Source organism: Endozoicomonas sp. 2B-B (genome assembly GCF_053470045.1).
This window is the reverse complement of sequence record NZ_JBLZMU010000001.1, coordinates 5107359-5119634: the sequence shown is the minus strand read 5'-3', so window position 1 is coordinate 5119634 and position 12276 is coordinate 5107359. Positions and strand designations below refer to the sequence as shown.

The following is a 12276-nucleotide window of genomic DNA, read 5'->3' as shown; positions in this document are numbered from 1 at the left end:
AGCCTTGTGGAGTGGGTGCGATAAAAGAAACCCTGTCAGCGATGGGATTGCAGCGACTGAATTCGATCTTCAAGAGGAGGGTGGCTGGAGAACAGTGCGGCCAGGCCACCCTGACCGTTCTTGCGAATACCGAAGGCAGTCATGGTGGCAGGCATCGCACTGGGTGCGTCGTATTCAGCTCTCAGTCTTTCCAGAGCGGCAATCATATCACCACGACCTGCGAGCTCGGCACCGGCTTCATCGGCACGGAATTCTCGCTTGCGGGAGAACCACATCACGATGGCGCTGGCGGCAATACCCAGAACAATCTCGGCAATAAAGCTGACAACATAAAAGCCAATACCCGGGCCACTGTTTTCTTCATCACGACGGAGGAAGCTGTCTACGGCATAGCCGATGATACGTGCAAAGAACATCACGAAGGTGTTCACAACACCCTGAATCAGCGCCAGCGTCACCATGTCACCGTTAGCAACGTGACCTATTTCGTGACCAATAACGGCTCTTGCTTCCCTCGGGCTGAAACGATCCAATAATCCCTGACTCACGGCAACCAGTGAGGCGTTTTTGTTCCAGCCGGTGGCAAAAGCATTGGTTTCCGGGGATGGGAAAATACCCACTTCCGGCATGCCAATGCCCGCTTTTTCAGACAGCTCTTTGACCGTATCCATCAACCAGCGCTCCTGGGCTGTTCGGGGCTGATCGATAACCTGGGTGCCTGTGCCCATCTTGGCCATGGTTTTGGAAAGGAGCAGAGAAACCAATGAACCGGCAAAACCGAAAACGGCACAGAAAGCCAGCAGTGACTTCATATCGAGTCCCTGGGCTGTGACATAGCTACCCACGCCAAGGATGTTAAGCGTGATGCTGGCGACTGCGATGACAGCAAGGTTAGTTGCAAGAAATAGCAGAATTCTTTTCATTACCGAATGGTTGCCTTTGTTAGTTGGATAGTTGGAATATGGAGGCGTTGAGTCCGGATTTCAATCCTCAGCCCGTCACATTTAACAATGTTTACACTCCTTCAGGCTTTGCAGGCGAAAAAGTGCTGGCAGAGCAGGTTCAGCTGGTGGGTGGTCCCGGATTTTAATGTTTCACGAAACTGCCAGCCCAGAGTCCTCTGTTTCTGAAGCATCGGTTCTGGCAGGTCTTCCAATTCGGTTTTCAGGCTTGGCATACCGAGCCTGAGGAAACTTTTTTCAGTCAGAACCACCTGGTCCAGCCCTTCCAGCCGAACTCTTTCGGAGTAGTGTATGTAGCCTTCTCTGGCCAGCCAGAGAAAACTGTCAAAGCAGGCCTGGTGTCGCTTGCCGGGTAATCCGAATTCATCCACGGGCACGGGCGTAATGATGTCGTCGACGTACAGAGAGGTCAGCCGCGGGAAGACATTGTAGAGATGTACCAGTGTCTTGGCACAATCATGAAAAAAGTCGTCGATGTGGATGTCAGCCATGTTCAGAATGTGAGTGTCTGGAATTCAGTAATCGGTAGCAAACGGGCCGTTGAGTCACGGCCAGGATTATGATTGTTTGTATCGGCTCAGGAATCGTTCAAGTTTATCGCCCACCATCTCCAGATCTTCAACCCGGGGCAGGGTAATTATCCTGAGATGGTCCGGGTCCGGCCAGTTGAAGGCACGACCCTGTACGAGCAGAATTTTTTCCTGAATCAGCAGGTCGAGTACCAGCTGTTCATCGTCGTGAATCGGATACTTTTTCGGGTCCAGTTTCGGGAACACGTAAAGGGCTCCCCTGGGTTTGACACAGCTGACACCGGGTATCTGATTCAGGCGCTCGTAGATCACATCTCTCTGTGCCAGGAGTCTGCCGCCGGGAAGAACGAGGTCATTGATGCTCTGGTAACCCCCCAGTGCCGTTTGAATAGCATGCTGGGCAGGAACGTTGGAACACAGACGCATGGAGGCCAGCATTTCCAGACCTTCCAGGTAGTCCCTGGCTTTATGTTTGGGACCACTGGCAACCATCCAGCCAGAACGAAAACCGGCTGCACGATAAGATTTGGAGAGCCCGTTGAATGAGATCATGAACACATCATCCGCCAGCGATGCCATGGCAGTGTGCTCTGTTCCATCGAAGAGGATCTTGTCGTAGATCTCGTCAGCAAAAATAATCAGGCTGTGCTGGCGGGCAATCTCAATGATTTCCTGCAGCAGCTCAGGTGGGTAAACGGCACCCGTTGGATTGTTAGGGTTGATGACAACAATGCCCCGGGTCTTGGCGGTGATTTTGCTGCGAATATCATCCAGGTCAGGGTACCAGTCAGATTGCTCGTCACAGAGGTAGTGAACCGCTCGGCCTCCTGAAAGGTTAGCCGCCGCAGTCCAGAGAGGGTAGTCCGGCGCCGGGATCAGCAATTCATCACCGTTGTTCAGTAATCCCTGCATGGCCATGACGACCAGTTCGCTGACGCCATTACCGATAAAAATGTCTTCCAGCTCGACACCGGGAAAATCTTTCTGCTGACAGTAGTGCATTACGGCCTTGCGTGCCGAAAACAAACCCTTGGAGTCGGTGTAGCCCTGGGAGTTGGGGAGGTTGAGAATGACGTCTTGAATAATCTCTTCAGGTGCATCAAAGCCAAAAGGCGCAGGGTTGCCTGTGTTCAGTTTCAGAACACGCTGGCCTTCCTCCTCCAGTCTTCTGGCTTCGCGCAATACAGGACCACGTATTTCGTAGCAGACGTTTGCCAGTTTCAGGGACTTCTCAATATCCTTCATGGGTTCTTTTCCTGTGGCCGATATAAGGCTCATTGTCTTTTTGTATGTTATCTGTTACTCAGGGCTGCCTGAGTATTGCTCCGTTAATGAGTGGCGTCAGTTCCGATCGTTGTGGATCAGGTCATGGGATTCTCTGGAACATCATCAATCTGATTATAAACCTGACTATAAATAGACAAGAGTGGGTAAAAAATGTTCTCTCTGGCAGGGAATCAGGTGGCCATTATGATCGCTTTAAGGCTACAGTGCACGACCCAATCCGGATATTTCCGTTAAAGAAGCTGGAGGTGGTATGAAAGTTGAAAAAACCGATGCCCAATGGCAGTCAGAGCTGACTGAAGAGCAGTATTATGTCTGTCGGCAAAAGGGTACCGAACGGCCTTTTTCTGGTGAGTACGTTCATTTTGATGGCCTGGGTCGTTATAGCTGTGTCTGCTGTGATCAAATCCTGTTCGAATCCACGACCAAATTTGATGCTGGCTGTGGTTGGCCCAGCTTCTGGGAAGTCGTGGATAAGGAGGCGGTCAATTACCTTGAAGACAAAAGCCTGGGTATGGAGCGGACAGAAGTGGTGTGTTCAGCCTGCAACGCGCATCTGGGGCATGTATTTCCTGATGGGCCTGAGCCTACAGGGTTGAGGTACTGCATGAATTCAGTCGCTCTTCAGTTCAAAGCAGACAACTGAATTGCGCAAAAAAACAGTGTACACACTGTCCATCAGGCTATTAACCAGCGGGTCAGAGTGCTTTCAAGCTGCTCCTTGTTGAAAGGTTTAGCCAAATGGTCGTTCATGCCTGCGTCCAGGCATTGCTTTATGTGCTGATTCATAGCGTTGGCGGTTAAGGCTATGATGGGCGTCTTTCTGGTTGCTATCTGATCCCGCAGTCTGTGGGTGGTGGTATACCCATCCATAATTGGCATGTTGCAGTCCATCAGAATCAGGTCATAGTTTTTTTGCTGACAGGCTGCCAGACAGCTCTCGCCATTATGAGCCAGCTCTACCTTATAGCCCAGCTGCTCAAGCATTCCCTCCGCCACCATTCTGTTGATGGGATTATCTTCGACGACCAGAACCGAATAATCCCAGTTTTTTTGCTGTTGGATTTTCACTGTGTCAGGTAACGGTTGGGAGACCTGATGACGGATAGTCCGGGTCTTCTCCAGTGCCTGGATAAACAGTTTCCGGGTCAGAGGGAGTGGCAGCCAGACCAGGGTGTCCGGGCCGTTATCCAGAGGTGTATGAGAGGCATAAATCACTTTTAGTGACGGATTATCCTGACCGGCATTTCTGGCCAGATCTTCATTCTCTGTAATCAGAATATCTGCCCAGTCGGACAGGTCACCGATTTTGTTGTTCGAGGTCTGTCGGTGGCTGATATCCCAATGGGCCAGAAGATGAGAACAACAGCTTTGCAGAGCTTCTGAGCCATTGAGCACAATCTGGTTACTCTTGATATCAGCAGAAACCGATACTTTTTCTTCCCTTGATTTATATCGGAATGGTAAACGGACAGAAAATGTGCTGCCTTCTCCGGGCTCTGATATAACAGACAGTTGTCCGCCCATGTTAGTGACTATGGACTGGACCAAAGGCAGGCCCATACCGGAGCCCCCGAAACGGCGACTGGTATCACTGCTGGCTTGGGCAAAGGGTTTGAAAATTTCGTCCAGGGCTGATTCAGGGATGCCGATACCGCTATCACTGATGTTCACCATAATATCAAGATGATTCTCGGAGGTTTTCTGGCAATCGAGCCAGATACGAATGTCACCTTCATCGGTAAATTTTGCAGCATTGCCTATCAGGTTGGAAATGACCTGATGAAAACGGGTTGGGTCACCCAGGACTTCTTCCGGCAGGGTAGGATCAATATCACAATAGATCGGAACCCTTTTGGTGAATGTGGATTGTCCTGCAAGCACGACAATATCTTCCATTGAGTTTCTGAGGTCAAAAGGGATTTCTTCAAGAATCATCTTCCCCGACTCAAGTCGGGAAAGATCCAGGATATCGTTGAGCAGACGGATCAAATGAGTACCAGAATCTCTGGCAATGGTTAAACGCTGATGTTGTAATTCGGTCAGTTCGTCGTTGAGGGCAATACTCAGCATGCCCAGAACTGCATTGAGTGGTGTTCTGATTTCGTGACTCAGGCTGGACAGCTGCCTGGCTCGCTGACTGGCAGTTTCCAGTGCCTGACTGCGCGCTTTCTCAAGCTGGCGGTTGGTCTTCTCAAGGGCCTGGTTGTTTTTGCGAATATCCCTGGTCCGCCGGGCAATAATGGTTTCCAGTTCAGCCAGATGTTCACGTAACTGTTCCTCAGCCAGTCGCCGGTGGTGCAGATGGTGATGAATGTTGTTCAAATAATGGTTGACAGTGCGGGTCAGCAGGCCGATCTCGTCATTCTCATGCCCCCCGGGCTGCGGAAGCTGAACCTTGCTAGTGTTTTCCGGGTGCTTAACCATTTTTTCTGTCATGTTCAGCAAAGGCTTGGTCAACATGTGATAAAACATGATGGACAGAACCAGTGAAAGCAGGAAGGTTTTGATCAGGCCAGTCACCAGGATAAAGATGGCCCGATCAAAAAACTGAGTGCTGATAGGGCGGGTGTCGGCAACGATTTTAAGCCAGCCGAGGGGTTCATCTTCATCAAAGGGAACCTCAAGCTCCCGGATATAGGTTCGGCTGGCACCAAACAGCATATCGGTGAAGGGGCGGGCTTTATCCTGTTGCGGCTCTTTACTGACAGCGGCAAGGATTGCACCCGATGCTTCAACAATTTCTGCCCTGACGATGGTGGGCGATTTAATAAGTCCCAACACCAGCTCGTTGGCCAGCTCTTTATCGATGTTGTAGGCAATGCGGGCCGCTGGAGTCCGGGTGATACCAATGTAGGTTTCTATGGTGGCATCAATTTGCCGGACCTGAGACCGGTAGTCGATGATCACGAGATACAGACTCAGGAACAGCCCCAGGATAAAGGCAATGACAACGGTGTTACGCGCCTGTTTAAACGACAGTCGATCCCTGAAACGGATTGGCATTAGAAACGCTTTTTTTAATTATTACTCTGTGATTCGTTTTACCTGTATTTTCCTGACAGCGCAACAACAGCCCGAATTTAATCTGCTTCTTCGGGGTCCTGACCTCCCGGCTCTCCCTCATCGAGTTGTTTGTTTATCATCGCCCTGTTGCCAGTTGTAGAAGGCACCCAGAGTGTAAGAGTAAGGAATACTTTCTGCATGGGAAAACGACCATTTAGGCACATTTTCCCTGAAGTATTTCTCCCAGCCATTCTCAAATAGTTTCATGGTGCGATCGCGGCGTTCACGGAACTGCAGGTAATTTTCGTGTCGAGTCCAGCCATGTATCATGTCATTTGCTTCAACACGGTCTGTATAGTCTCCATCGGCTTCACCGAAACGTTGAGGCGAAGCAGTATCGGTACGCATCTCATATTCATCGTCCGTTTCACCTGCGCCTCGCCAGCGATTAATCCTGTCAAGAGTGCGGCCCAGGGGTCCACCCAGCCATTGAGTGAGCATCTTGTTGTCGTTCATAAAAAAGTCGAAAGTGAGACCCGATGCCAGAGTAAATCCGAAGGTTTGAGCACTGGTAAATCCCGCTATAAGACCGTGAGCGTATGCTCCGACGGTGGTAACCGGGCCCAGAACCAGACCCGCTGTGGCGGAGGCCAGGGTTTTCATTGTTTGTGGTGTTACCCTGTGCAACAGGGGTACCTGAATCCCTTGTCCGGAACTCATTGATTTCACTATTTCGGGCACCAGACGAAAAATGCTGCGATACATTTGAGGGTTGGCGTTGTACTGTCTGGCAAACAACATGGAGCCGGTTCTCAACAGAATCACTGAAGAAGCGGCCTTTCCCAATGGCATGGCCAGTCCGCCCAGTTCAGAAACTTTCTCAATTCCGTTGTGGTGGGCATATTGCGCGGTTCGGTCTGGATCAACACCATAGTGTTCGAACCAGTGCTGGAAAGGTATGAGCATCCGGTGCAGGTAATCACCCCTGTTGGTCAGATCCAGAAGGTAGAGGAACGCCATGTTTGTCAGGGACAGATCGGTAGCCTGCCAGACGGTATGGGTCGCCAGCAGGGGTTTGTAACTGGTGTAGTACCAGGTGACAGCCTGTACCAGGAAGGCTGAAGGTTTGCCCCAGTAATCCTTGAGCTGCCACTCAACCGCTGCGGCATGAGCCAGCATCAATGTGTTATGGATTGCCTTGATCAGGTCTGATTCAGACAGGCCAGCAACATTGGCATAAGGTGTCAGGGTATCCTGAATATTACTCAGGAAGGCTGCCGTCCTGCGGCCATTGTCAAAGGCAATATCGTCAAGAATGTAGTTGGCGATGATCGCAGCTGCATACTCTTTCATGTCGGCAACAGACTCTTTCATACCCGCCGGGTGAGTGGCCGTCACGGCCACAGGATTAAAGGCAGTCTGCATGAATTCGTCAGCCCCCTCATCAGACAGTATCCCGACAACGACTTTGAAGCGAGGCACGTCGACACCGTGTTTGTAGCCAAGCAAGTGCTCAAATTCGGCCACTGTCTGATAACCACCAACACCTCTGACGGCCTTTATGTAGTTCTCAAGTTCAACCTTGCTGATCAAGCCTTCCCGCAGCAGAGTGATGATCTTGTTAGCACTGGCAGAATGGGCAGCGAAGTATTCCGAGAAGCTTTTCAGCTCCTCCGTTTCATGCCCGGCGAAGTCTATGGCTGTTTTGCCAATGTTGCGAATTTCGTCTTTGAATGGTTGAGACCCTATTTCCATCTGATACATGGCGTTGAGCACCATAATCTCGATTTCTTCCAGCACATCTTCGGGCTGACCTTCCGGGTGGATGACAGGGGATTTCGGAAAGCTGGTCTCCAGGCGCTTAAAAACTTCCACAATCCGACTGGCCTGTTTAAACGTTAGTTTGTCTCCGGCCATTGCCTGCACGTGAATGGATGCAAATTCATCGTCAAAATTGAAAACCGAAAAAAATGGTACTGTCTTATCGCTCTCCATTGCTGCCTGGTTCAGGCCAATTGCGGCTTGCAGAGCTTGTTTTTTGAGAGGGTGCTGCTGCATGAAATCGTTCATATCGGTCAGCAGTTTTGCCTGTTTCTCAGAGTACTGGATGGGACTGTGGTCATTCTTTACGGCTTCTTCGGCAACCTTCAGGGCATTTTTCATTCTCACAACGTCTGCTTTCCTGGCTTCAAGTTCAGCTTCCAGACGCATCTGACGGGACGGTTCCTCAATCAGTTGCCGGATCTTGCCGCCAGTACCATCATCACCGCCCAGTTCTAGCTGTTTGTTTCTCAGGGCATTAATCCGTCGTTCATTGGTGTCAGAAGCGTCAGGTTTGAGACCCAGGGCTGCTTCAGTGGCTTCAAGAAGCGCGTCATGATCCGCCAGGTTCTGTTTTGCACTTAATGCAGCTTGATATTTATGATTCAGGGCTGAATTCAGCCGATCCCGATCGATTTTATCGGAGCTTGATGGGTGTCTATTGATGTTTTCATAGTCGAACATCTGCTGTTCTTTGCGAACCAGATTTTCTCGTGCAGCAACTTCTTCAGCCATTGCATTGGCTAAATCCATACTTTTCCTGTCGTGCTCATGCAGAAACTCAGTGACCTGAGCGTACATTTTTCTGGTTAAAGGCAGTTCACCCCGTACTCCATCGATTTCATCGGCTGCGGCATGAAGCGGAGTGTATGTATAGCCATTAACAAGAAAAACGTAGTCAGCTTCTTGCAGCGAAGTGGGGTCGAAATGTATCCGGACGTACTGATTTGTTTTGGCTTTCAGTTTCTCAACGATTTTGTCTCGTACGTCATCACTGTACCCCAGCAGGAAATTTATGATCTCCTCTGCTCGCTCTTTATTGGTTTGTTCGTCACCTGCAGACAGGCCCAGCTCGGTCTGAAGTTGTTTCATTCCCTGATTGAGAGCGATATTACCCCGGGCATGTTGGAGAAAAATATCCATGTTGCGGTCAGCCGTTTCCAGCTCATTTTCAGCTTCTCTTACTGCTCGCCTGGCTCTGGCTACCTCTCGATCAAGTAAGTATCGGGGTTTTGGCCCCAGTCGGGCCATTTGTCTGTCAAGCTCATTCTCAATGACTGCGATGCGCTCAGTAAAGGTAGGCCGAAACACTTTGTAAATTTCTTTGGTCATTTTACAGAGTGTTTCTTCAATGAGATTGATCTGATCATTAACACAGGCATTATTGTTATAGTCTTCAATGTTGAGTTGATGAGCAATTGCATTGTTTACATCTCTTGATAAACCTTCATCTTCATAGCGGTGGAATATTTTTAACCGTAATTCCGAAATTCTGGACTTTAGGGCTTGCACCTGTTTTTGTCGGCCGACATCTTTTTTTAATTCTACTTTCAGATCATCGGCCAGTTTAGCAATTAAAGCCTTGTCCCTTTTCCTGGCAGCAGCGTTTTCATTCGGGTCGATGCCCAGATCGTACTCTAAATCTTGAAGCATCACCTTCTGTCGTCCTTTGGCTAGCTGATCTGCATATTCGACATAAAAGGCAAGATGGGAATAAAGCAGGTGCTTCTCATGTTTACCTTTCCTTTTTTTGTAATCAGCAGGTTTGGTATCTTCTCTCCAGAGGGCATAATACTGCTGCTCCGTTATTTTTTTGAGGACATTATTGTCATCAAGTTTTTTACGAATCCTGTCAAGTCGTTCCAGTTTGTTATCACCTTCACTGACCTGAATCACGAGTATTTCTTCTGCGGTTTTCAGCGTATCCAGCGCCTCTTCCTCTGCCCTCTGCATGGCCCCGTTAAAGTATGTCTGAATTTTCTCAGAAATGGCGTTCCGACGATCATACACATCGCCCTCGCTATCGATGTCGACCATCTTCAGGGTTTTTTCCACAGCAGTGAGTTTCCGAAGTACTTCAGGGCTGGCTTTGGGGTGGTCTGGCGTTCTGATCTCTTTCAGTTCTTTTTCCAGGCGCGCAAGATTGTGGACCACCCTGAATACCGCTTTTTCCAGGACGTCCTGATTCTTTTCTACGTTGTCTTTACTCAGTTTAATACCAAGAATTTCTGCCAGAGCATTTTGTTTGGCCCCGGTCCAAGAATCCTCTTGATCATGCAGTGTCTGAATTCTATGAAGCAGGACATCTTGTTGAATATCCATTGTCTTGATTTTCTGAAGCATGAGTTGTTTGTGAGCATTCATTTCCTCGATTTTTTGAAGCAGGTGTTCTTGCTGAGCGTCAACATCTGCATTGCTATCAAAATCCTGAATGTTTAAATGTGCGGCAATGGTTGCATAGCGGGCTTTGATTGCAGCTGCTTTTCCAGCTTCTATAATGGTTCCCGGGAGAAGATATCGCTGGACCAAAGCTTCCTGCTGTTCAAGGAGCTGCAGAATGGCCTGCTGACGGGTTTCCGGGGTATCTTTGTCGTTAGAGATCAGGCCGAGATTACTTTCAAGGTTTGTCAGTCTCTGCGGAGCCTCATCGTCGGTCAGGTCTGTCTTATGTTGTATATGCTGCCGAACAGACTGAAAGCGGGCAACAAGATCGTTTTTATTGTTCGGGGTCATACCGAACTGATCTTCAACGGCTGTCAGTATTGTAATTATAATTTCATAGTCAGGCTGTTCTACTGCAGCAAAGGTTGTGACCAACTCCTGGGTGATTTCATGAATTTTATTTCTGAGAAGTCTGGCTTGTTCTTCTGGTGTCTGGGTATTATCCCAATTATAAATACCAAGTTCTGCTGCCGTTTCACGAAATATTTTTTCGTTTAGCTTGCCCAGTTTGGCATGTTCTATCCGCAGCTCCTCCAGGTTGTTGTGTAACTCAAACAGCTGTCTCGCCATGTCGGTCATGACTCTGAAAGTAAACTCTTCGTCTTTTTCAGGATCGATCTGTGCTTCTTTGATATCGCCAATAACGGGTGACACTTTGCGAATATGCTGAAAAAAGTGCGGGTTCATCAGAAGATTTTTGAGTACGGGTTTAAAGCCGAAGTGTTGTAAGAGTTGTCTGTGCATCCGGGTAGGCGTGATGACTAATGAAGCGACTCTGACGTGTTCTGGTGTGAACTCAAATTCACCTGATCCATATGCCTCATCTGGAGAAGCCAGCGCCAATGCCTGCAGGAGGGATTCGTAATAGACAAGCGAACGCGCCGCCAGTTTATCCTCGTTTGAAAGTACCGTCAGTTGATCTTTGTCAACGTCTGCATCGCGCCGTGCAACTAACTCCTCCAGCACCGCCATCTGCCTGCTTCGAATGACGAACCGGTAGTTTTTGAGCCTGCGTTTGTTAAGCTCTGCTTTTACTGCAGGGGCGGGATTATTACCCTCAGCTTCTATCCAGAATTTATAGAGGTTTTCTACGAAAGCGACATCGTCCGGATTCTGCATCAGACCATGAAAAACAATATCCTCCCCCGGAGCTTCTGTTATTTCCAACTTTGGATAACCCACTGGCACAGGATAAACCTGTGTATCATCCTCGGTGTGCACAACGTAGCCGACGGGTTTGTTGTATGCCAGTAGTTCGTTTAGAGCCTTCTGTTGTAAATCCTCTTCCAGTACATGAACCTGGATATAGGCAGAGGCGGCAGCTGCCAGGAGAGCCTCATCATTGACAAAGAGTGATTGACCCAGACGGTGCAGTTCAGGGGGCTGATCGCCCGCAGCGATAAGGCGCATGAAGGTGCGCCCATTCACTTCAACTTTTTCAACTTCAATGGTGGCAAGGCCAACATAGTGATCATTTGAGCCGAGGTTTCCTGCTCTTTCTGCAGCGGCTTTCAAAACTTTAGTCAGTTGCAGGTGGTTGGCGATTTTCGTTAACGGTTGTAATGATGAACTCCAAACTAATTGATCACGAGCAACCTCCACGGAATCCTGATCGGTCATTCCGCCCCTGACTTCAATGACCAGTTCCTTTTCTTCAAGGTTGTGGGTGAACCTGAAGATTCCCTCATCGCCTACTTTGAGAACTTTGATATATTTCTGAGCAACGTCATTTTCGCCTGTTTCAAACTGATCAACACTGGAAACACCATCACCAATACCATAAAGAACTTCTGTAAAACTCATAGTAGTAGAGACAAAGCCGTGTCCTTCTGAAGGCTCATAAGGGTAAGTGGTGGTAAAAGATTTGGGTATTGGCTGCTGGTCATCACCTAAAGTTGGCTGAACCATGACCTCACTACGAAGTTTCACAACATTTCCGCTGCCCAAAATATAGGCTTTAGTCTGCAGTTTTCGAGCAGCCAATGCCTCTGTATTAATGATGGAAGAGCTGATCGCAACGGCCACTGCAAGGCTTAATGCATTGTGGCGGGTATTTGTCATTCTGCCACCTCAGAGCTGAGTACTTTTGTTATCTTGAAAAGTGATTGCCATACCTGGAGAGGAAGCACATTATAGCGGTTCATGGCCGTCAATCGCTCATGGTTGTTCCGGTAAGCTGTTGAGTGAATTTAGTTGAAAGTGAGGAATCCGCCAGAAGCGAATTCAGTTCG

7 protein-coding genes are annotated in these 12276 nt (G+C 48.9%); 2 read left to right on the top strand and 5 right to left on the bottom strand.

From position 1 onward, the window contains the following. Positions 1-35 precede the first annotated feature (35 nt). From htpX to ACOMHB_RS19045, 3 genes are all read right to left on the bottom strand, one after another. Entirely contained in the window at positions 36-923 is an 888-nt protein-coding gene (gene htpX, locus ACOMHB_RS19055; protein WP_422134675.1) for a protease HtpX, read from the bottom strand. A 101-nt stretch (positions 924-1024) separates the two neighbouring features. Continuing rightward, positions 1025-1453: a hypothetical protein gene (locus ACOMHB_RS19050; protein ID WP_422134674.1), complete on the bottom strand. Its 429-nt coding sequence runs from the start codon at positions 1451-1453 to the stop codon at positions 1025-1027. Positions 1454-1519: 66 nt separating this feature from the next. Beyond that, complete coding sequence (locus ACOMHB_RS19045) at positions 1520-2737, bottom strand: pyridoxal phosphate-dependent aminotransferase (RefSeq protein ID WP_422138592.1); 1218 nt, start codon at positions 2735-2737, stop codon at positions 1520-1522. Between the two features lie 44 nt (positions 2738-2781). Here ACOMHB_RS19045 and ACOMHB_RS19040 point away from each other — a divergent pair, with 44 nt between their 5' ends. Both ACOMHB_RS19040 and msrB read left to right on the top strand, forming a co-directional pair. Further along, on the top strand, positions 2782-3033 hold the full coding sequence (locus ACOMHB_RS19040; protein ID WP_422138591.1) for a hypothetical protein: 252 nt from the start codon (positions 2782-2784) through the stop codon (positions 3031-3033). Continuing rightward, entirely contained in the window at positions 3030-3422 is a 393-nt protein-coding gene (msrB, locus tag ACOMHB_RS19035; RefSeq protein ID WP_422134672.1) for a peptide-methionine (R)-S-oxide reductase MsrB, read from the top strand. The genes ACOMHB_RS19040 and msrB overlap by 4 nt, the downstream gene beginning before the upstream one ends. A gap of 32 nt (positions 3423-3454) precedes the next feature. Here msrB and ACOMHB_RS19030 read toward each other — a convergent pair whose 3' ends face one another. Both ACOMHB_RS19030 and ACOMHB_RS19025 read right to left on the bottom strand, forming a co-directional pair. Further along, positions 3455-5782: a response regulator gene (locus ACOMHB_RS19030; protein ID WP_448217803.1), complete on the bottom strand. Its 2328-nt coding sequence runs from the start codon at positions 5780-5782 to the stop codon at positions 3455-3457. 117 nt (positions 5783-5899) lie between these two features. Next, positions 5900-12106, bottom strand: coding sequence for a coiled-coil domain-containing protein (locus ACOMHB_RS19025; RefSeq protein WP_448217802.1), 6207 nt, complete (start codon positions 12104-12106; stop codon positions 5900-5902). Between the last annotated feature and the right edge of the window lie 170 nt (positions 12107-12276).

Bases quoted from the DNA above. Each gene is read 5' to 3' on its own strand.
- ACOMHB_RS19050 (WP_422134674.1), bottom strand. From the start codon at position 1,453: ATGGCTGACATCCACATCGACGACTTTTTTCATGATTGTGCCAAGACA.
- ACOMHB_RS19040 (WP_422138591.1), top strand. From the start codon at position 2,782: ATGTTATCTGTTACTCAGGGCTGCCTGAGTATTGCTCCGTTAATGAGT.
- htpX (WP_422134675.1), bottom strand. From the start codon at position 923: ATGAAAAGAATTCTGCTATTTCTTGCAACTAACCTTGCTGTCATCGCA.
- ACOMHB_RS19025 (WP_448217802.1), bottom strand. From the start codon at position 12,106: ATGACAAATACCCGCCACAATGCATTAAGCCTTGCAGTGGCCGTTGCG.
- ACOMHB_RS19030 (WP_448217803.1), bottom strand. From the start codon at position 5,782: ATGCCAATCCGTTTCAGGGATCGACTGTCGTTTAAACAGGCGCGTAAC.
- ACOMHB_RS19045 (WP_422138592.1), bottom strand. From the start codon at position 2,737: ATGAAGGATATTGAGAAGTCCCTGAAACTGGCAAACGTCTGCTACGAA.
- msrB (WP_422134672.1), top strand. From the start codon at position 3,030: ATGAAAGTTGAAAAAACCGATGCCCAATGGCAGTCAGAGCTGACTGAA.